Origin of the sequence: Streptomyces pinistramenti (assembly GCF_020564935.1) — a bacterium.
GTDB classification, from domain to species: Bacteria; Actinomycetota; Actinomycetes; order Streptomycetales; family Streptomycetaceae; genus Streptomyces; species Streptomyces pinistramenti.
Window position 1 is genome coordinate 87,393 of record NZ_JAJCXB010000005.1, and the last position, 23,465, is coordinate 110,857.

Here is a 23,465-nt window from a genome sequence, read left to right on the forward strand (position 1 = left end):
CTATCCGGGCAGCCGGCCCGACTCGCAGTTGTCCACCACCAGATCCTCCGCCTCGGGCCTGGCACGCAGCACCGTGACGAGTTCCGTGGTGCCGCTGTGCCACAGCGGCCCGTCGCCCAGCTGCTCGAAGCCGAGCACGCCGAGCAACTCAGGGGTCACCACGGCCCCGTTGGTCTCCACGATCACCTGGCCCGCGTCGTCGCCCGCGGCCAGCCGGACGGCCCGCCGCAGCAGCGCCTCGACGATCCGCGCCACCTGCTCGGGCGGCTCGTCCCCTGACATCGCCCCGCTCAGGTGCAGGACACGCGGCGGCAGCCCACCGTTCGCGCCGCCGCTGGCCAGCTCCGTGACCGGGTTCTCCACCGTGACGCTCCCGGTGTCGAGCCCACCCATCCGGTACCGGAACTGCCCGACCGCCGCGCCGTCCCGGTAGCCCTCAGCGGACACGTCCGACGTACCGGTGGGCACCCAGACGATCGCCTGGAGGCGGCCCTGGACCAGGCTCCGGTCGGAGACCAGCGGGACCTGGGGGGCGGGGGTGGACGTGGGGGCGGTGGTCTCCTTGCTGGGAGTGACGGCGGGCTCCGTCGCCACTGTCTCCTTGGCCGCCGCCTCCTCGGCCGTCACGGGCTTCGGCGCGGCGTCCAGATTGGCGAGCGGGAACTGCGGCTGCTTCGGTGGCTCCGGCTGCCGGACCGGGGCCGTGTCCTGGACGCGTGCCCGGGTCTTGCCCTGGGCCTTGGCCGTCCGCGACGGGCCCGCGGCGTACGGGTCCTGGACCTGCTCGTCCTTGACCTGCTCGTTCTGGGCCTGTGAGCCCTGGACGGGCAGAGTGCCGGCCCTACCGCCGCGTACACCGGCGGTCTCGGGCAACAGCCCGTACCGGTCGAGCAGTTCGCCGGCCAGGTCGCGCGCCCGCTGCTCGTCGTCGCCGAACTCGGCGCGACGCGCGGCCACGCGCCGTATCACCTCGTTCACCAGCCGCTGACGCGGAGGGTCGGCGACGAGCATCGGGCCGTGCACCAGACCTGCCGCCCATTCCCGGTCCGCTTCGGACGGGCCCGAACTGCCGGACGCGGTGTCCGCGTCGGACTGCGGCGTGTCGAGCACCAGGCTGTCGCTCTCGGCGGTCAGCCACATGACGTCCTGCCACTGCGCCAGCTGCGCGGGATCGGCCTGCACCCGGCGGGAGCGGAACAGGGCGTACAAGGTGGTGCTCTTGTGCCCGGGGAGCGTTCCGTTGTCCTTGAGGTGCTGGGCGATCTGCTCCTTCACGAACCACGGGCCGGTCAGGTATCCGGCGTTCTCGTTGAGGTGACCGATGTAGTTACCCAGTTGTTCCTTCGAACGGAGCTCGGCCAGCAGCCGCTTCATGAAGGCGGTCCCGGCGGGGGTCACGATGAACTGGTTGCCGAGGATGCCATCGGAGTACTTGAACCCCGCGGCCCGCACGAGCGGGGGCTGCGTGCGGTCGCTCTGCGCCTCGTCGGCCTCCCGCCGTGTCTCGGCGAAGCTGTCCCAGTCCTGCAACTCGGGCCCGAGGAACGGCACCCCGTCCGAGGACATCTCCAGGCCGTCGGCGGGCAGGACGATGGCACCGGGGGCGACGTCGACGTCCGCGTGCACGCCGCCTTCCCGCAGCAGGATCACGTACCGCGCGGCGTCCGCGGCCATCGGGAACGCCTTCTGCCCGAGTGCGAACTCGTACAGCTCACCGGCCTTGACCAGCGCCTCGTCGTCGGAGGTGCCCTGCGGGGTGAAGACCTCCTCCATCGGCTCCAGACGCGCCTCGTCACCCGCCGTCAGCTGCGCGAAGAAGTCGGCGTTGGTCTGCCGGGCGGCGTCGTCGGCCCGGAAGGCCAGCGTCCACCCCGCCTCCTTCGCCTTCGCCCGCCACGCCTCGATGTTCTCCTTGGCGGATTCGCTCAGCGGCTTGGTGCCGAGCCACTGCATGTGGATCTTGCGGGCCACCGGCACGACGTCACCACGGGTGTCGCCGATGTACGCGGAGTGGGGCGTGCGCTGCACCGAGACGACGGCACGGCGCTGCTCTTCCACCGAGCCGCGACGGGAGCCGGGCTGCGGCGCCGGGCGCTCGACGATCAGGAAGTGGTCGGCCGTCAGGCGCAGCCCGGACTCCTGCGGCTCCGCCTTGAGCTTCGCCGCGATGCTCTTCTTGAGCGCGGTGGCGGTGGCAGTGGCCCGCTTGCCTCCGGTGATCGCGGCGCGCTCGGCGGCGGAGGGGGCGAACGACAGCTTCAAGCCGTTGCCCAGGCCGGTGATGTCCACCTCCGGAAGGGCGTTACCGGCACGCCAGTTGGCGAGTCCCAGGTCCACCAGCCTCTGGGCCAGCCGGTCGATCTCGTCCTGCTGCTGCGGGGTGGAGATGTCCTGCGAGCCCTGGGGGAAGGACACGCTGTGCGTTTCCTGGCCGCTGCCGGAGCCGCTGGCTGTGGAGGGGCCGGCCTGGGTGGTGGTCGTGGGGGTGCCGAGCTTCTGGCCGCCGCCGGGCAGTCCTTGCGAGATGGGGATGTTGCGCTGTTCCAGCAGTTCGACGGCGTACTCGCTTGCGGCTCGGGTGTTGCTGCCGAAGCGGGCGCGCTGCCGTGCGACGTCTTCGATCGCCTCGTGTATCGCCGCCATCATCACTGGGTCGTCGATGACGACCTTGGCCGGCACGAGCGGGGCGGCCCAGAGCATGTCCTCATCGGTCACGGGCGTGCGGTCGACGTCCATCGCGGGACCGAAGTCCAACTGCCCGTCGTACTCCCACTGCGCGTTCGGCTCGTCCTCGGCGGCCTGCTCGAAGCTGAAGTCCATCAGTGCGGACAGATCGGTGCCCGGAAGTTCGGACGACGCCGGTTCGGTGCTGGTCTGCGGGGCGGAATCGAGAGCGCTCAGCGCCTGTGTCCATGGAGCGAGCGCGGCCTCCAAATGCCCTGCGAGCTCCAGCCGTTCCGTTTCCCGCGGGAAACCGGCGGCCTGCTGCCGCCTCAGTTCGGCCAGGTGTGCAGCGCCCTGATCGACGGACGGGCGCAAGGATGCCAGCCTCTCCGCGGAGAGCAGGTCCGGTGTCGTCACCTCCAGGAGTATCAGCGTGGCCTTCACCTCCGAGAGCCACTCCGTCTGCGCGGCGGTGTTCGCGTCATCGGACGCCGCCTGAGGCAGTGTGGTGTGGGAAGCGGTCGGCTGCGTAGGCAGTGTGGTGAGGAAGGAGGCGAAGGGCTGGGTGGCCTTCGGCATGTAGCTCGTCCACCTCTGCGGACCCTCGCCGACCGGCGCGTGGCCGCCGCTCTCCCGGGTGGTGGGGAGCGTAATGGTGCGCCTCAAGTGCCCGACGAACCGCGCCATTTCCTCGTTGGGGTTGCCCTCCAAGGGCCCGATCTCGGACAGGGCCTTGTCCCACCAGGCCCACAGGCCCTTGGCATACCCCTCACGGCCGTTCACGGTGAACTTTCGGCCGGTGCTGGCGATCCGGTCCTTGTGCAGGAAGGCGCTCACCGCCATGACCAGCGGGTGCTCCGCACCGTGAACCTCTGCCATCTTCGCCGTCAGTTCGTGGACCGTGCCGGCCCTGTCGACGGCGGGCTTGATGGGCGCCTGACGGATGGGCACGTACTGGCCGGGGTCCGGGCCCGCGGGCAACGTCGGGTGCACGACGGGTGCGCCTTCGGCGACCGGCGCGGGGGTCGTGGCCGGGGCGAGGGCGGTCGCCCGCTCGGCGTCCTCCAGCCCCTCCAAGACGGTCAGCAGCTGGGTCCGGACTTCCGGCCGGGCGGCGCCGGTCCGTATGGCCTCGTCGAGGTCGGCCAGGTATCCCCGGCCCTCCTCGATCTGCGCGGCCGACGGCGGCGTCGTGGCGTTCCCGATCCGCTCCAGGTACTCGTCGACCACCACAGTGGTCTGTGTGGCCGCCAGCAGCGCGTCGAAATCCCACGACGACATGGACGCCGCCGTCTCCGACTCCAGGGCGGCTTCCGAGGGGCTCTGGCTCCTGGAACGGGAAACGAGCCGGCCCCACCAGGTGTCGGATGTCCCGCTGTGCAGCTCCTGCTCCACCGGGGTGTTCCGCTGCTCAGGCAGCGCGAACGGTTCGGTGTCCGTGAGCCCGGACGATGCCGGTTCGGTGGTGGTCTGCGGGGCGGCTGTGGTGCTCAGCGCCTGCCTCCACGGGGTGAGCGCCGCGTCCAATGCGCGCGCCAGCTCTTCCGTCTCCGGCAGGAAGTTGGCGGCCTGCTGCCGCCTCAGTCCGGCCAGCAGGGCGATGCCCTCATCGACGGAGTCGTGCCAGCCGGCCAGGTCCTCCGTGGTGAGCATGTCGGGTGGCATGGTCGTCAGGAGTACCCGTGTGGTCTCCGCCTGCTCGATGATGTACGCGTCATCGGACTCCGCCAGGGGCGCGTCCATGTCCACGTCCACGTCCGCAGCCACCGGTGACGCCGGGACGTTCACCTGCTCGCTGCCCGTTCGCCGCAGCTCGGGGTGGTGCTGAAGATGCCGCACGAAGGAGTTGGCCTTGTAGGACACCTCGAGAAGGGTGCGGTGACGCACCGGCTGGTTGGCGGCCGACTGGGCCGCCTGCAGAGCGTGGAGGAAATCCCCGTTCGCCGAGGGGAATTCCGTCTCGTCCAGCGGGTGCCGGCCCTGCGGTCGCAGGTATGCCTCCCACCGGAGGAAGGCCCGTGCGTGATACGTCTCCTGACTGCTGCCCTCGGGGAACTGGCGGAGCCAGTCCTGCACGACATCGACGAGGGGGGCGTCGTTGCCGTACTCCTCCCGCAGCGTCTGCATGAGGAGGGCGACTGTCGGACGGGAGCGGGGGGCCTGCGCAGGAGGGGAGAGGAAGAGGGCGAGGGCAACAGTGGCCGGCGGCGTCGCGTCGTCCCACCTCTGCGAAGTCTGGTCGGACGAGCCGGGGATGCTGCTGCCCCGGATGTCTTCGCGTGCCGCACGCGTCAAGTGCGCGACGAACCGCGCCATCTCCTCGTCGGGGGTGCCCACCAGGTGCCCGGCCTCGGCCAGCGTGTTCTCCCACCAGGACCACAGGTCCCTGGCGTACATCTCACGGGTTGCCTCGGCCAATGGCCGACCGGTCGCCGAGATGACACGGTCCTCGTCGAGGAAGTTGCTCACGGCCCCGACCAGCGGGTGCTCGACGCCGTGGAAGGCGGACATCCTCTGTACCAGGGAACGGGCCGTGCCTGCCTGGGCCGCAGTGGTCTGCCCCTCTGCGGTTTGGCTGTTCGTTGCCCGGTCGGCCGCCGTCCGTGACGGTCCTGCGGCGTACGGGTCGGCCTCCTGGGTGGAGAAGGTGGTGGTCCTGGTGCCGGCCCGCAGGCCGGTGGCCGCGGGCAACAGGCCGTAGCGGTCCAGCAGTTGGTCGCCGAGTGTGCGCGCCCGCTGCTCGTCGCCGCCCAGCTCGGTGCGCTGGGCAGCCACCTGCCGCACCACGTTGCGTACCAGCCGCTGACGCGGTGCGTCGGCGATGAGGAGCGGGCCGTGCACCAGACCGGCGGCCCAGGTCATGTCCTCATCGGACAGGTTCTCCGGGGTGGCGTGCGACGCGGACTGCGGGGTGTCGTACACCAGGCTGTCGCTCTCGGCGGTCAGCCACATGACGTGCTGCCACTGCGCCAGCTGCGCGGGGTCGGCCTGCACCCTGCGGGAGGAGAACAGGCCGGCCTTGGAGACGTCCTCTTCCTGCGTGAGCCGGCCGTTGTCCCGGAGGTGCAGGGTGATCTGCTTCTTGAGATACCAGGGGCCGGTCAGCGCCCCGGCGTCGTGCTTGAGGTTTACGGTCTGGTTGGCCAGGTCCTTCGGTGAGGTGAGGTTGTCCAGGACCCGCTCCAGGAACGCCGACCCGGCGGGCGCGACGATGAACTGGTTGCCGAGGGTGCCCTTGGAGTACTGGAACTGTGCGCCCCGCCACAGGGGATGCTGCGCACGGCCGTCCGCAGCACGCGCGCCGGCCCACTCATCGGCCTTGGCCCGGATGTCGGCGAAGTGCCCCCAGTCCTGGATCTCGGGCCCGAGGAACGGCACCGCGTCCTGGGACGTGCTGAGGCCGTCGGGAGGCAGGACGGTGTCCCCGGGTGCCACGTCGACGTCCGTGTGGACACCGCCCTCCTGCACCAGGATCGCGTACCGGGCGACGTCAGCGGCCATCGGGAACGCCTTGTTCCGCAGGGCGAACTCGTAGAGCTCAACGGCCTTGGCCAGCCTCTTGTGCAGCGGATCCGCGGACGCCGGGTCCTGGAGGGCGAAGACTTCCTCCATCGGCTCTACGCGGGCCGCACCGGCGGCCGTCAGCTGCCCGAAGAAGTCGGCGTTGGCCGTCCGGGAGGCGTCGTCGGCCCGGAAGACCAGCGTCCACCCGGCCTCCTTCGCCTTCGCCCGCCACGCCTCGATGTTCTCCTTGGCGGATTCGCTCAGCGGCTTGCTGCCGAGCCACTGCATGTGGATCTTGCGGGCCACCGGCACGACGTCACCACGGGTGTCGCCGATGTGCACGGAGTGCGGTGTGCGCTGCACCGACACGTCGGCACGGCGCTGCTCCTGGGCCGGGCCGCGGTGGGCGCCGGGCTCGGGCGACAGCTGCTGCACGATCGGGAAGAGGTCGGCCGTCAGGCGCGGCCCGTCGCCCTGCGGCTCCGCCTTGAGCCGCGCCGCGATGCTCTTCTTCAGCTCGGTGACGGTGGCGAGGGCCCGCTTGTTCCCGGTGGCCACCGCCTGGCCGGTGCCGCCGAACGGCATCTTGGAGCCGTTGCCCAGGCCGGTGACCTCCGTCGCCGGAAGAGCCCCGCCCGCCTGCCAGTTGCGCAGGCCCTGCGTCACCAGCAGATCGGCGATGCGGTCGATCTCGTCCTGCTGCTGCGGGGTGGAGATGTCCTGCGAGCCCTGGGGGAAGGACACGCTGTGCGTTTCCTGGCCGCTGCCGGAGCCGCTGGCTGTGGAGGGGCCGGCCTGGGTGGTGGTCGTGGGGGTGCCGAGCTTCTGGCCGCCGCCGGGCAGTCCCTGCGACGAGATCGGGATGTTGCGCTGCTCCAGCAGTTCGTAGGCGCGCTTACGTGCCTCGGCGTCGCTGCTGAAGTTGGCTCGCTGCCGGGCGATCTCCTCGGTCGCTTCGCGCACCAGGGCCAACCGCTCCGGGTTGTCGATGATGGGCTGGAGCCGCACGAGCGAGCGGGCCCAGCGCAGGTCGTCCTCGGTCACCGGCGTGGGGTCGACGTCCATCGCGGGACCGAAGTCCAGCAGCTCGTCGAAATCCCACTCCCACTGCGCGTTCGGCTGGTCCTCGGCGCCCCGCGCGTCGCTGGAGTCCAGCAGTGCGAACGGTTCGGTGCCCGGGAGTTCGGACGATGACGGTTCTGAGGTGGTGGCCTGCGGGGCGAGGGCCGTGGTGCGCAGCGCCTGCGTCCACGGGGCGAGCGCCGCGTCCAAACGCTGTGCGAGTGCCAGCCGTTCCGCCTCCGGCAGGAAGCCGGAGACCTGCGTTTGCATCAGTTCGGTCCGGAACGCCGTGCCCTGGTCGACGGATGCGCGCCAGCCCTCGCGCTCCTCCGCGGTGAGCATGTCGGGCGTCGCTATCTCCAGGAGCAGCGCCGTGGCCTCCGCCTGCATGAGCCATTCCGTCTGCGCGGATGCGTACGCGTTGTCGGATGCCGCCGGGGGCGTGCCCACTGACACGCCCGTTTCCGTGTCCGCGGCCACCGGCGACGCCGGGACGCTGACCTGCGTACCGGCCGTTCCCCGCAGATCGGGGTGCTTCACAAGGAACGAGATGAAGGCATTGACGTTGCTGCGCACGGTTTGGAGAGTGAGCCGGCTCAGCTCCTGACCGGCGGCCGAAGCGGCCTCCTGCAGCGCCTGGAGGAATCCCTCGTCCTCGGTGGGGAGGACCGTCTCGTCCAGCGGGTGCCTGTTCTGCGACCGCAGGTACGCCTCCCACCGGGAGAACGAGCGTGCGCGGTCCCCTTGCCCCCGGCTGCTTTCGTCAAACTCGCGCAGCCAGTCCCGCACCACACGGATGAGGGGATCGCCCTCGCCGTACACCGTCAGCAACGTCGCCATGAGCCGCATGGTCGTCGGTCGTCGGCGGATGCCGGCCCACTCGTCTCCCACTGTCTGCACGGGGGTTGGTGGCTGCTCGGTGCTCTCCGACTGGCGGATGCCGGTCGACTCGTCTTCCACTGTCTGCGCGGGGGCCGGTGGCTGCTCGGTGCTCTCCGACGAGGCGAGGAATCCCGAGAAGGCACGGGTGGCGCTCGGCATCCGGCCGGACCACACTCCCGGAGCCTCGGTGGACGTGTCGGGGACGCTGCTGACCCGGGTGCCGGCGCGTGCGGCTTCCGTCAAGTGCTCGACGAACCGCGCCATTTCCTGATCGGGGGTGCCCTCCAGGCGTCCGATGTCGTGCCGCGCGTTCTGCCACCAGGCCCACAGCCCCTTGGCGTGCCCGTCACGGGTTGTCCATGCGAGCGGCCGGTTCCTTGAGGCGACCCGGTCCTTGTCCAGGAAGCGGCTGACCGCCGTGACCAACGGGTGTTCCGCGCCGTGGACGGCCGCCATCTCTTCCGTCAGCGAGTGGACCGTGGTGGCCCGGTCGACCTGCGGCAGACGGGGCGCCGTGCGGATGGGCAGGTACTGGGTGGGGCCCACCTCCACGGGCAGCGTCGGGTGGATGGCAGAGGCGGCCTGGTTCCCGGTGACCGGAGCGGAGGCCGTAGCCGCCGTCCGGACGGGTGCCTGGGGCGGGACGAGGGCGATCAGCCGCGTGCGCACGGTGTTCAGCCGCTGGGTCATCTCCGTCCGGGCCTCCGACGGCAGTTGGCGCCCGGTCTCCTCTTCCCACAGGTCACGCCGCAGACGGCGCAGGTTCCACAGCAGGCGTCCATGGGACTGGACCACGCTGCCGTTGTCGGCCGCCGCTTCCACCCGGGAGACGAAGGTGTCCCACCGCTGGACCCAGCTGTTCCACGCGTCTGTTCCGGCGTCCCGCGACGGGACCGTGGACCGGACGTGTGGCGCCGCGGTGTCGGCGTCCTCCAGTCCCGCCAGGGTGGTCAGCAGCCGGGACAGGAGTTCCGGCCGGGCGGCGCCGACGTGGACGGCCTCGTCAAGGTCGGCCAGGTGCCCCCAGCCCTCTTCGATCTGCGTGTCCGACGGCGGATTCGCGGCGTTCCCGAACCGCCCCAGATATTCCTCGACCGCGGTGATGGTCTGCCCGGCCGCCAGCAGCGCGTCGAACTCCGAGGCCGACATGGGCGCCGACGTTTCTTCGGCACTCTCCTGGGCCGCGTCGCTCAACTCCGGGCCGGAGGCGCCCACGCGGCGCGGGGCGGCCAGAAAGGCCCATGTGGCGGTGGACTGTTGATGCGCGCCGTGCTGCTCTTCCGGCTCTGTGACCTTCTGCTCCGTGGCTGTGGCCGGCGGCAGGGTCTGCACGGTGACCACGGGCGGGAGCTGCTCGGTGGCTTGCGCGGCACTGCTCTGACGGGCCGGGGTGAACAGCTTCCACTCACCGGGCTCGCCGGTTTCCAGATGGGGCCTGAGGCCGAAGGAGTAATCCAACTGATCGTCGCGCGCAGGCAGCTGCGAGATCGTAGCCACCGGAGTGGTCGCCGCCCACACCTCCATGCCGGTCTCGTTCGCGACCTCCTGGGCGACGACCCGGCCGTACTCGTCGACGTCAGCCGCCAGGCACACCACCAGGACGATCTGGGCGGGCTTCCCCTCGCGCTGCCTCAGCTCCTGCAAACTCGGGCGACGAGCCAGCGTCCTGCCCAACTCCCGGCCCGTCACGTCGTGCTGCGTGGGCTCGGCGCCGTTCTCCTGCACCCACAGCTCGACCTGGCCGGGCAGCCCGTGGGCCATGGCCACGTAGATGGGACGCCCCAGGTCCCAAGGCACCTTTCGCAGGCTCTCCTTGGGAATGTCGTTCCTCACGCTGAAGCCGGGCGGGTCATTGAGGGTGGCGAAGTGCACGAAGTACGGCTTCTTGAGCTGAAGGTCCACATACTGGCCCTCGAAGTCCAAGATGTCCTTGCCGCCCAGGAAGAAGCGCCCGACGCGGTGCCGGCCGTCCTCGTCGACGGAGACGATGGGGAGGTGCTGCACGTCGCCCAGCCGGACGGTCCGGGCCTGCTGCTCCTGCGTCGCCAGCGTCTGCAGCGGCAGGTCCTCGTCGAGGAAGGGGTCCGCGGCTGTCGGCGCACGGTGGAGGGTGATCTCCACCCGGCGGCCGTCCTCAAGGGTGCCGGTGTGGCGGTCGGGCTGCCGCGACGGGGCCTGGGAGATGACGAAGTCCCGGTGCGTCAGACGGCGGGGACGCGTCATGCCCTCCTTGTCGTACGAGTAGTACTCGTAGAGTTCCTGTGCCAGCCGCCGCCGCAACTTGTTGTGGACCGCGGAAGCCCGCAGATCGCCGGTCTGCTCGGCGCGGGCGGCGGAGTCCACGAACGGCAGCGTGGAGCCGTTGCCGAAGCCGGTCAACTCGACCTCGGGGAGCGGCCGGTCGGCGCGTCGGTCTTCCAGAGCCCACTCGACGAGTCGCTTGGCCACCTGGTCGATCACGTCCAGCTGTTCGGACGTCTCGACCTCCTTCGCACGCTCGGTGAAGCGCACGGCGTGCGTTTCCTCGTGGGCGGACGTATCCGTCCCCGGGGACGACCGCTGGGTCGGTGCCATCTTCGGACCGAAGGTCGCGGCGGACGGCTCCCAGTGGTCCGTCGTGTCCGTCGCCGATGTCTGGGAACCCCCGGACGCGGTGTGCGGGTCCGCGGTGAGCTCCGTGGTGGTCGGCGCGCTCGCTGCGGCACCGGTGACCTGCGGAACGATCCGGCCGTAGAGATGGACCTGTTCGTCGTCCGTCGCGGATTTCTCGACGTGCACGATCTCCCAGTCGAAGCCGCGGGAGATCAGCAACTCCCGCTCGTCGTCCCCGGTGTCGGAGAGCGCGCCCAGGTACAGGGCGGGGGTGCCCGCGGGCACCAGCAGATGCAGGATGTAGGGCCTGTCCTCGAAGTCCTCGGCGACCGGGCCGAGCGAGGTCGACATGAATCGGCCCTCGCGCACGACCAGGCCCTGCCGGACGTCGGTTCCCTCGGGGAAGTACCCCTTGTCGAGACCCTTGACGGCCACCAGGGTCTCGGGCACCGGGTGACTCTTGAGCGCCTCGCCCAGGGTCCGCACGTGGTGCTCGGTGGCGGCCAGCGCCTGCTCCATGAACGCGAGCCCCGACATCGGCGGGGTCGGCTTGCCGTCGGTCAGCACGTTGTCGTAGATCTCGTCGTGGCTGATCGCGTGCTGCTGGGCCAGGGCCTCCACGAAGTGCGTGAGGGTGCCGTCGTCCGCGTCGAGATCCCGGGCGAGTGCCTTGATCTCGATGTCCGCGGGAGTGTAGGGCAGCCGGCGGACCTCCTCGGGCCCGCTGGTGTAGTCACGCAGCGCGCGCTTCAGCCTGCGGGGAAGGCGGAGGACATGGGCGTTCCACTGCTGCTGTCCGTAGGACGCGCCCGCCTCGATGGTGGGGAAGACCAGGGCCTGGGGGAACATACGGCGTTCCGTGTCCACCAGTGCGTCGTCGCCGACGTCCGTGCCCGTCGAGAGAGTGTCCTCGTCCTCCGTGAGTTCCCGGTCGTCCGTGAGGGACGCGTGCGTGGACTCCTCGACGGCCGAGTCCTCCGACATGCCGGAATCCTCGGACATCACCGAGCCGTCCGACATCTCGGAGTCCTCCAGGACGTCGTCCGTGAAGCTTTCCCCGGTGCCGTGCGCCACGGTGGCGTGCCTGCCGTAGTGCGATTCCAGCCATGGGTGCAGCAGCCCGGTGAGGTGCTCGGTGAGGTGCCGGCGCTCGGCGCCTGACAGGTGCGCGATGGCCGGGGCCGCCCACAGCTGCTGGCGGTGGCGCAGCGCGGCGCGGGCCAGGTAGTCGACCATGGGCTGCGAGGAACCGCGTTCCGCGTTCTCCGTCCCGGCGTCCGGGGCCAGATCTTCTTCCAGTGCCTCGGCGACGAGCTGGGTTTCCTCGGCCCAGCCCTCCCACTGCTGCTGCGCGTCACCGTTCCCGGTGGCGGGCGGGAGCAGGTCCGGGACGTTGAACTGCCGCTCCAGCGCCGTCACTTCGCGCAGCAGCTCTTCGCGGACCCCCTTGAAGGGCCCGGTCAGGGGGAGCAGCGGCATGTACTCCCACACCTCGTGGGACAGTTCGGCCGACGACGGCATGCTCGCCTGGAGCAGTGCCATCTGCTGCGGGGTGAGCCCGTGCAGCGGCGGCGCCTGGAGCGCCTGCGCCAGCTGGGCCCGCAGCTTCTGCACCTTCGCCAGCCACGGGGGCTGGGCGGTGGTGTGCGAGGCGGCGTTGGTCAGCGCGTTCCACGTGGCCTGGGACGGCCGGGCGTGGCGGATGCTGTCCACGCTGGACCGGGACTCCGTGTCCGACGTGTCAAGCTCCATCGCCTCGTCGGCGAGGCCGGCGGACACCATCGACTCGTCGTCCGACAGGGACGCCTCGTCCTCGTCCTCGGAGGAGAAGGACGCGTCGGACCCGCGGGAGAAGGTGAAGGGCTGCGGCTCGTATCCGCCGCGCAGCCGCAGGACCTCCCGCTGCATGACATCCTGCTGAGTGGCCTCCTGGGTCTCCTTGGCCGGCTGCTCGGTGGTGGCTTCCCGGGTCGGCTTCCACGGAATGCCGACCGTCAGCGGAGTCATGCCGCGGGCCTCGCCGAGCTTCTCCGTACCGCGCCAGAAGGTGAACGTCACCCGTACCGAGCCGGTGCGGATCTCGTGCGGCTGAGGGATCTTGGCGTTGGCGAAGGTCCGGCCCGCCTCGGACTGGAGGGCGATTTCGCGCCTGCGGATACCGCCGCCCGCGTGCACGCCGCCGCGCAGCCCGGACACTCCGGGCGCGCCGCCCTCGACGCCGATCTGGCCCTGTCCTGTCCACTGCTGGGTGTTCAGCCGCGCCTTGCCGAACCGGTGCCCGGCCTCCGAGCCGATCGCCCGCTCGGCCTTCTCGTCCAGCCGTTCCAGGGTCAGCTCGTCCAGCAGCTCGAAGGTGGCCGTCACGCGGGTCTGCTTGCCGAACATGTCCTTGAACAGGTCGACGCTCAGCGTGGAACGCGGGCCGAACGCCGAGGCGTCCGCCTGCGGCGCGGTCACCAGCAGGTGCCGCATCCACGGCTTGAGGACCTGTAGGCCGAAGGCGTTCTGCGCGGTCTCTCCCCAAGTCCTGGCGTTCTTCTGGGGTTTGGCGTCCCAATCCGAGCCGAGGTACTTGCGGCCGTGGACCCGGAGCATCGCGTGGACTCCTCCGATGGAGGGAAGGTCACGGATCACCCAGTCGGTGGAGGGCTCCTGCGGCGTGGCGCGCTGCTTCGGCTGCGACGCGTCGGGGGCCGGTACCTGCTCCTGCTCCGGTGCCTTCTCCTGCTCCTGCTTCTGCTCCGGAGCGGCCTCCACCAGGACGGAGAAGGCGATCGACACGTCACGGTTGTCCGGCAGGTCACGGTTGACCGGCACCTCACCGATGGCGCGGCCCGCCCCGAGCTGGAGCAGCTTCGCCTGGCGGGACAGCCGCACCTGTCGGCGGCGCTCTTCCGTCTCCACGAGCTGACGACTGCGCTCGTCCCCCTGCAACTGCCGGAAGACATCGGCGAGCTTCCGGCGGAACGCCCCTGCCGAGGTGGCGGTGGGCTGATCCGTGTCCGGGACGGACTGCTGCACCGGCTTCTGCTGCCCGATTTTGTGCTGGAGCCGCCGGGCCTGCTCCCGGTAGGTGTACCGCAGTACGCGCCGGTGCAGCCCGTCGCCGGTGGACCGCATGTCGAAGTAGAGCCGGAGCTTGCCGGTGTAGAACGCCCCAGGGGCCTTGCTCTTGGTGGTCAGCACGGTCTTGCTCGCCGTGCCGGTGACCGACACCTCGTCGTGGCCTGAGCCACGGCTGCCGCCGAGCCCGCCGAACACGCTGACACCCGGCGCGACCTGGGCCCCGCCGGAGATCTTCAGGGCGTGCGTGGTGGCCGAACCGGAGCCGAGCGCGGACACCCCGTCCGTGCTGCCCTCGCTGAGGCTGTGCTCCGCCCCGACGGTGAATTCGGTGGTTCCGGTGTCCGCGACGTGGGACAGGTCGTAGACGCTCGCGGTGATCGCGATGACGCCGCCGCGCACCGGGATGATCAGCGGCTCGTCGGCCATCATGCCGCGCAGGTGCTGCCGGATCCGGTCGGAGTGCAGCTCCTGCGCCAGGTCCGCCTTGGCCTGCCGCCAGCGCTTGGCCGTACCGAAGGCCCGTATGCCGCGGGTGTTGAGATCGTCGAGCAGCGTGTGGATCTCGGCGGTGGACGCGGACAGCTCCAGGCCCTGCACGAGGTCGGTGTCGCCGATGCGCCCGTCCTCGATGCGCTTCGGCACCGGGCGTCGCACCGACGGGGCGGGCGCTATTCCCGTCTTCGGGTCGATGAGGTCACGCTTCGGGAAGGCGAGACGGGTGTCGAGGCCGGCGGTGACCGGCAGTTCGACGCTTGCGGACAGGCGCTTCGTCAGCGTGACGTCGAACGCGAACGTGATCTTCGCGTCGAACAGGCCGACGGGCTCGACGGTCTTGCCCTTGGCCTGTGAGCCGCCACCGGTGTCCATGGCGTGGCCGGTGGTGCTGTCGGACAGGGTCGTGCCGGTGTACTGGACGGTGATCGCGTGCGGGGCCTTGGCCGTGATGTCGAGGATGCCCGTGGTGCGGCTGCGCCGGTCCTGAACCCGGCCGGTGGACCCGGCCTCCTCGGCGCCGGTCTCGGACTCGAAGTTCTTCTCGACCGTCCCGACGTAGCGCGGCTCGTGCACCGTCACCGACGCCAGCGACACCTTGGCACTCACCCCGCCGACCGTCACCTCGATGGTCTCGAACGCGTCCGGGTTCTGGCTGAACTGCGCGATACGCGGGCGCAGGGCGAACGGCTCGATGTGGGTCGCCAGGGCGGCCCTGGCCTTCGGCCAGTCCGAGCCGAAGTGCGGCTTCAGCACCTCTTCGAGCGCGGTGTGCGGCCACGTGCCGCGGTGCACGCTCAGGACGTGGTCGGTCAGCGCGAGGCGCTGCTGCCGCGTCACCCGGAGCGGCGCCCGCAGCTCGTCCTGCTTCGCCGCTTCCTGCTTCTCCGCCTCGGCCTGCTGCTTGAGCTTGCTCAGCAGCTTGCGGACCTCGACGTCCCGCGTGTAGACGGCGGGTCCGTCCGTCTCCACGGTGACCTGCTCGCACAGCGCACGGGGGATGGCCACGATGAAGGGCACCGTCGCCACTTCGTGCGCGGGATCGGCCACGATGACGCGCCCGTGCGAGTCGGTGACCTGGAACCGCACCGTGGCCTCGCCGGAGAACACCACCATCGGCTCGGGGTACTTGGCGTTGTTGACGCTCTTGGCCTGCCGGCCGGCACGGGTGCCGGTGCGGGTACGCGTCGAGTGGCCGCCGCCCGCCGTCGGCTGGATGTTGCTCGCCTGCGGCAGGGTGGCGTCGCCGCCGCCGAGCGCCTGCCAACCGCTTTCCTGCCAGACCAGGGTGCGCTGCGCGCCGCCGGTCGTGGTCTCGCTGAGCACGTTCAGCTCGGACTTGTCGATCGTCCGCAGATACGCCAGCTTCTGCACCTCGGCCTCGGCCGACATCGCCCGGTGGCCATGGCTGACCGAGCTGCTGAGCTGCTCGCTGGTGAGGCGTCCGCCCCGCGTCATCGCGCCGAGCCAGGACGCGAGACGCTCACCGCGGAAGCTGCTGTGGAAGAGCGCGGCGAGGCTTTGCCACTCCTTCTTCCCGAAGACCGGCTCGCCCAGCTTGTCGATGCGTTCGCGGATCCCGATCCGCAGCGGCTGCTGCGTCTCGCGGGATCCCTGCGGGCTCTCCTGCGGGACCAGCTCGAAGTCGCCGCCGGTGAACAGGCCGTGGATGACGGCGGTGTCGGGCAGCCCGCCGCCCTTGGCGGGGTCGCTCGACCACGTGGTCAGCGGCGGCGCGAAGGTGGTGTCCCCCTTGGCGAAGGTCTTCGGGCTCAGTCGCTTGACCTGCCGGTCCTGGGACGCGGACGTGCCGCTCAGCGCCTGCTGCGCCCACGGCGTCTCGAAGACCGTGCGCTCGTCGCTGATCTCGGTCTCCGACGCCTCGGAGAGCGAGCGGAAGCCGAGCGTGGTGTGCGCCGTGGCGGATTCCGGCTGCTCCATGTCGCCGGTGGCGCGGACGAAGCGGACGTGCAGCACGGCCACTCCGTCGAAGACCGAGCCGGGGACCTTGGTCTTGGTGGCCGCTCCGGTCCGGGTGGAGAACCCGTCGATGACGATCGCGTCGGCGCCCGCCTGCCCTGCGAGCCGTCCGCTGAGCTTGCCGGGAACCTGGCCGAACGGGGTCACCTGCCCGGCGCCCGTGACCGTCTTGCTGGAGCCGGATGCCGACGGGTGGGTGACGGTGCGCGTCACGTCGGTCCCGACGTTGAACTCCGTCTCCTTGGTGTCGCGCACATGCCGCATGGTGGCGACCTCGGCGGAGAACAGCACCGAGCCCAGTCCTTCGGCCAGGCTGATCTCCAGCGGCTCGCCGCTCATCATCGCGGTGAACTGCTCGTGCAGCAGGCCGAAGTCCACCCGGCTCAGCACCTGGGTGCGGATCTCGGGCCAGCGGTCGCCGAACACCTCGCGCCCGACCTCGTCGGGCGACTTGCCACCGGCGACCTTCTGCGTCAGCACGTCCTCCAGGCCGCCGTTGAGCGACTGGCCGGACAGGTCGGCGGGGTGGACGTCGATGACGATGTCCGTGCCCCCGATGGCGTGCAGATCGCGCACCCGGGCCGACGGGATCCGGTGTACGGGGGGCGCAGCGGTGTGCGCGGACGAATCGGCCTCGGGGACCAGCAGCAGCGTGGGAACGGTGGCGGTGAGCCGCTGCGTACGGGGGCCGCTCTGCCCGGCCGTGACGGGCTGGTTCCCGATCGGCATGATCTGTCCGCCGCTGCCGGTGCCGGTCGCCGTCACGTCGGAGAAGTCGAACGTGAACTCGGCGACGGCCCGGACGGCCAGCGCCTTGTCCGAGGTCTTGCCGCGCGCGAACATCCGGCCGGTCCGCTCGGTGGTGACACCGGTGGTGCCGTCCTCGCTGCTGTTCGCCAGGAAGTCGACCCGGCCGCCCGCGAAGGCCACCCGGACGTCGGCACCGAAGGTGCGGCGCAGGCGCCGGTCCTTGCCGTGGCCCGATCCGGACGCGGACTCCGCGCCGTTCTCGAACTCGACCTTGGGCAGCTCCTCGTCCGTCACCGCCTCGCGCAGTACCGCGCCGACCTCGATCTCCCCGGACCAGCCGGGTACCTCGATCGGAACCCACCGCTTGCCGCCCCGGGTCAGCCCGGACAGCCACGGCTTCATCTCTTCGGTGCCGAGGTAGGACAGCAGCTGGCCGCGCGCCATCGCGGCCTTCTCGGCGCCCAGCGCCGCTTCGAGCGCGGGCATCAGCTGCTCGACGATCGCTTCCTCGGACTCTCCGAGGCCGTACACGATGTCCCCGGCGCTGAGCCGGCCTTCGGTCAACCGGGCGGGAACGGACGGCAGTTGCGGCGCGGACTGCGCCGGCTGCTCCTGTTCCTGCTTCGCCTCCTCGGAGGAGACGGCGCGGGTGTCCGTCGTCGCCGGCGCGGTCACCGAAGCCGAGGCCGAAGCCTGGGGCTGGGGCTCGGCCTGCGTCTGGACCGTCGTCGTGGCCTGGTAGTGCTCGACGTACTGCCCGTTCCCCCTCGGGAGTTGCACCCGCACCACGTGCACCGGGTTGTCGCCGTCGGCGAGCTGGTTCCAGGTGGTGTTGCCGCGGTGGAGGACGGCCGGAGTGATGCCGAACACCTGCGGGAACAGGGCCGGGACGAAGTCGCCGGCGAGGTGGTTGTAGCTGCCGGGGGTCCTGATGTCCTGGACGATCGCGTCGATGACACCCGAGCCCCGCAGCACCTGGCGCCAGGCGTCGGCGTCGCCGTTCGCCACCGCGTCCTGCACGGCGGCGGGCTGCGCCTGGATGTGCGCGCGGATCCGCTGCCCGACGGAGTTCTCCGGGCCGCTGTGGAACTCGGCCTGCAGGGAGGGCAGCACCATGTCCCAGAACTGCGGGTCGTCGGCCCCCAGGCCCTCGGCGAGCCGGTCCGCGAGGGTGGCGCGCAGTGTCGCGATGTCCTGGGTGGGCAGCTCGTTCGCCCGCCCGGACGCCTGGAGCGTCCGGATCACGGCGTGGAAGAAGCAGTCGCCGTCCTCGGCGACCTGCTCGGGCCGCAGCCCGGACGACCGCAGTCCGCCCGCCTGGGCAAAGTCCACCCCGAGCGCCACCCATTCCTGGGGCACGGGGGTGGCCACGGTCGCGGTGGTCTCTTCGGTGACCTCGGACGACGGGGTCGGCTGCGTCGACCGGGACGCCTGGTCCTGGGCGTCCTCCTGCCGGCCGTTCTGCTCGGCGGACTGCTCGTCCGTCGTGCCGGTGGCCGTGGCCGGCGCGGCGACGGTGACCGACACCATGCCGTTCTCGGACGGGCCCCAGGTGAGGGTGTGGTCCTTGGTGGCCGGGTCGCGGTCGAGCACCGGGCGGATGAAGCGGTCGGTGAAGGCGCTGCGGGTCAGGGTCTTGCCATAGGCCGCGACGGTGCCCTCGGTCTCCGGGCCGGGCGGCGTGACCTCGGTGACCTGCCACACCTGGGCGCCCGGTGTCTCCGGGACCTCCTGGGCGCGCCGGAGGTCGAGGAGCAGCGCGTCGCTGCGGTCGCGCGCGGCGTCCCGCGGCACGTACCAGCCGGAGGCGGTACGGATCGCCGTGCCGCCGGCCCCGCCGAGGTTCAGCAGCGTCCCCTCCGGGGACAGGCTGAGGGCCAGCAGGTCGGAGACGCGGTAGACGGCGTCGAAGGTGTCGGCGGCCCAACGGACGCGTCCGACGACCCGCTCGGTGCTGATGGTCACCCGCACGTAGGCGCCGGTGAGGCCGTGCACGTTCCAGTAGGTGTCCATCGCCGCGCCGTTGACGCGGTTCATGGCCCAGCCGGTGGTGCCGGTCGTCAGGCTGGTGGTCTGGCTGAGGTTCACGCCGCCGGTGGCCGTGCCCGTCGCCGTGCCGGGCAGCGTGTGTCCGGGAGTGGCGTCGCCCTCCACGGAGTTGCCGCGGCTGTCGGTGGTGGAGAAGCTGCTGTTCTGCGAGCCGTAGTCGCTGCGCTCGCTGGTGCCCTTGCGGTCGGCGAGGTGCGGCCCGACCCAGGCGGGCACGATCGCGATCCGCACCTGCCCCCTGGTGTCCGCGAGGATCTGGTCGACGGTCTGGAGGTCGGACTGCAGCTCGGTGGGCTCGCTGGTCAGCCCGTGCTGGATCAGGTGCCTGGTCAGCACGTCGGGGTTGATCAGCTTGCGCAGGGTGTCGAGCGAGAGCCGCCCGCGCCCCGCGAGGTCGCCCACCGGGCCGTCGAAGTGCCGCAGGTCGTCCAGCAGGGTGTCGAACAGCCGGCGCACGGCCTCCGGATTGAGCTGGACCAGCGCCGCCTTGCGGGAGAGTTCCGCGCCGGAGATCGCGTGCCGCTCGGCGAAGGAGGGCACGTCCAGGAAGCGCTGGATCCGGGGGACCGGCGGCGCCTTGAGGGGCTGGCCCGCCAGTTCCGACACCGGGACCAGTACCTCTTCGCGCAGCGGAACGGTGGCGGTGTGCGTGCCGCCCTTGTCGCTCTGGGCGAGCTTCGCCAGCGGGCGGGCCAGGCCCCCGCTGAGGGTGGCGGCGGTCTGCGAGACCCGGACGGTCTCCTGAAGGGTGATCTCCAGCGTGCCGTTCACCGTGTACGAGGCCAGCGGCCCGCTGAGGGTGAAGGCGTCGTGGCGGCGGGACATCAGGCTGGCCGCCACGGTCCGGGCGGACTGCCGGGAGCGGGTGAACGACGGCGCCGACTCGGATGCGGTGGCCCCGGCCTGGACGCTCTTGCCCTTCGTCCGCGTATGACCGGGCTCGGTACGGACGTTGGACTGGATGTACTGGCTGACGGTGCCGTCGGTGACCTCGCCGGTGTGCACCGCGTCGGCGCGGTCGCGGTCGAGGCGGATGACGATCTGGAGGTTCCGGCGGTAACCGGGGCCGCCGGAGGACAGCGGGCGCAGGACCACGCCGGCCCCGCGCATGGCGTTGACCATGGCGGTCAGGGCGCCGGGCGTCAGCATCATGTCCAGCGTCCCGGAGAGGCTGGCGCCCGGGACCTCAAGCGTCCACAGGGCGTTGCGGCTGTGGGGCGCGTGCCGGGTCAGCAGGTCGTTGAGGCTGTGCATGATCTGGCGGGACAGCGGCTCGCCGGTGCTGTTGGCCGGCAGCAGGCGCTCGGTGACGGTGGTGAGCGGCAGTGCGTGGGCCGGCAGCTGCTGCGGGACCTGCTCCGTCCGGGAGGTGCCGGGAGCGGTGGTGGCCGGGGCGGGCGTGGGGAGCTGCGGCTGGAGGAAGAGGACGCCGTCGTCGATGACGGTGTTCGCCGGCGTCGGTTTCTTCGACGCCCAGGTGCGGATCTGGTTGCGGTCCTCGCCGATCGCGGTGACCGTCCAGGTGATCCGCCCGGTGTGCAGCGTGTGCGGCACGCCGTTGCGCATGATGTAGCGGCCCGGATTGACGTTCAGGATCCGGGTGGTGCTCCGGCCGCGGCTGTCGCCGGCCGAGTAGGTGACGGAGCCGCCGCCCTGCTCGGCACCCGAACCACCGCTGAGGCTCACGGTGTTGCTGTGGTTGCGGAAGAAGTTGCTGGTGGTGACGGAGTCGCCGCCGGTGAACCCGGAGGAGTGCTCGTCGAGGTCCATCGTGGTGAGGGCGAGAGTGCCAGGACGGGTGCGCCGGACGTTGCTGATCTCGGCCTGGAGGACAAGGCGGATATCCCGGTCGGTGAACAGACCGTCGAGCACGAACCGGCCGGCCGCCGAATGGGACGCGCTGTGCAGCGCCCCGATGAGCTGGTCGGACGTGACCAGGTCCTGGGCGTGCAGAGCGGCGATCTCCTCGGGCGCGCCGAGCTGCTTCAGCACCTCGGTCACGCTGCGGCGTACGTCTTCCACGCCGGTCACGTCGACCACCCGGTCGCGTTGGGTCAGCGTGTACGGAGCGTCTTCCAGCGGCTGTGGGGAATCTTCCTGGGTCTGCTCGGAACCGGCCGCCGCCTGTTCCGGTGCGGTCTGCGGAAGAGTCGTCTCCTCTTCCGGCCAGACCGGCGCCAGCCACTTGCCCTCGCCGTTCAGCGCACCCCGGTGGGCGGTGTGCTCGCTGAGCTTCGGCGGGGCGTCGTCGCCGTGCACCTTGCCCCAGGTGTCGAGCAGCAGCTTCTCGGCCTTGTCGACGGGGCTGTGCGGCGTGAGCCGGACGACGGTGACCGACAGCCGCAGGCGCACCCGGTAGGTGTAGAGAGCGCTCTCGTTCTCCTCGGACGCGGGCCACGCGTACCCATGGAGCTGATACGTGTAGTACGAGTTCGCGTGCTGCCTGCCATCGGTGCGCGACATCGAGAAGCCGGCCGCGTACCCCGGGCTCGCCACGGTGCCGATGCCCATGGAGAGGCTGCTGCTGAGCCCGAGAGTGGCGCTGTACGTCTCGGAGTTGGCGGTGTCCCGCATGGCGGCGGGCCAGCGGTCGAAGCCGACGTTGCGCATCCGCCGGCCGGACGTCGGGACGATCGTCCCGTTCTCGGTCACGGGCATGCGCTCGCCCTGCACGGTGAAGCTGATCACTTCCTGGACGTTGTCCGGGAGCCGGCGGGTCGTCCGGCGCGTGATGCCGTCCGGCGAGAACAGCTCCGCCATCTGGTGGCTCAGCGACGCCGGGTGGAAGTGGGCTTCCAGGAAGCCCGTGAGGTCGGCGAGTTCGACGTCGCTCCAGGAGGAGATCCCGGTCTTCTTCTCGGCCTCCCGCAGCGCCAGCCGCAGCTCGCTCCGGATGTCCGACTCGACGGAGAGCGCGGCCGGTTCGGTCAGCCCGGTGGGTCCTGTCGCCTTGGACAGCTCCTGCGGCGGAGCGGGAACGGCGGCGGTCTCCTGCTCCTGCGGCGACGCAGTGAGCGGCGCGTACAGGTCGGTGGACCCACCGCTCTGCTCGGAGTTCTCCCGCAGGATCGCCTCGTCGAGCGCCTTGCGGAAGTCGTCGGCCTGGTCGGCAGGCACCCGCACGACGACGGCGACGTCCTCGGAGTACGCCCGGCCGGGGTGGCCGAGCAGGCGGGAACTCGCGTCGAGCCGGACGGTCAGCAGGAACGGCACACTCGGGCCGTTGTGCCGCACCGTCTGCCACTGCCCGCCGGCCAGGTCGGACCCGGCGCCGGAGCCGGACGCGGTGCTCGCGGACAGCGTGAGCGGCGAGGACTTCGCGGAGAACAGCGGCAGCACACCCGACCCCGGTGCCACGGACATCCCGCCGCTGACCGAACGTCCGGTGCCGACAACGGTGCTGTTGCCGTGGATGCCCAGCCTGCGGTTGTTGTGCACGGTGGGGATGTCGGAGGCGTCGGCGATCTGCTCGGCGGCGCGGACGCGTCCCCGGAGCGAGGTGAGGAGGACGTCGCCGCCGGCCAGGTGGAACCGCGGCAGGGTCGTCTCACCCCCCAGCACCCACGCGAGGTCCGTCATCACGTTCAACTCGCCGATGCGGTTGTGCAGGTACTCGTGCAGCTCCGATGCGGCCTGCGCCTCCAGGTGCGCGGCGAACAGCCGGTCGCGGAGCGCGCCGAGGTTGCCGACCTGCTGGGCCACGAAGGGGAAGCGCAGGACCTGCTGGGTGAACCGGTCCAGGGCCTCGATCGTCGCCGTGCCGGAAAGGCCCTGCTGCCACGGGTTCTTGGGCTTTCCGGCGGCCAGCTCGACCAGTTCGGACGGGAAGGCCGTCACCAGGTTGCCGACCACGGCGCGCGCGAAGGTGCCGCCGCCGGGCGGTGTGGTGCTGACGGTCAGCTCGGCACCCGGGAAGGAGAAGTGCGTCAGCTCCCCGCCGAGGTCCAGCGACGGCTTGGTGTAGACGAGGCGGGACTGGCTGTGGCTTTCGGAGTGCGTCGACTTGGTGCTGAAGGCGGCCTTGGGGCCCAGGGCCAGGCCGCCGCCCGCGAGGGCGACCGAGCCGGTCTCGCCGCCGGTGAGAGTGCCGCTGTTGGCGACACCGGTGGACAGGGAGGCGCCCCGGTTGGAGCCGGCCTCCTGGAGGCCGATGTTCTTCTCCCCGTGCGGCCGGTACTGCTCGTCGAGCTGCACGGCTCGGTCGCGGTGGATGCCGGTGAGCGTGATCCGGACGGTGTACGGCTGCGACGCCTGTGATTCGCGCAGGGTCAGGCCGCCGTCCAGCAGCCGCCGGGCGAAGTCGCGGGGGCTCAGCCCGGACAGCAGCCGGCCGACCGCGTTGCGTACGGCGCCCGGCAGCCAGTCGGGAGCATCCGGCGGCAGCAGGCCCGCGATGAGGTCGGCGATACGGCGGGGCCCGGAGC

General features: G+C 71.1%; 1 protein-coding gene (only partly in view). It reads right to left on the bottom strand.

Translation table 11 applies throughout. The annotated features are described in order from the left end of the window. Nucleotides 1–23,465 carry the 3' portion of a protein-glutamine glutaminase family protein gene (locus LIU39_RS05865; RefSeq protein ID WP_227045353.1) on the bottom strand. The gene runs 19,840 nt beyond the window's last position, so 23,465 of the gene's 43,305 nt are visible here — the last part of the coding sequence; the start codon falls outside the window, past its right edge; it ends in the stop codon at nucleotides 1–3.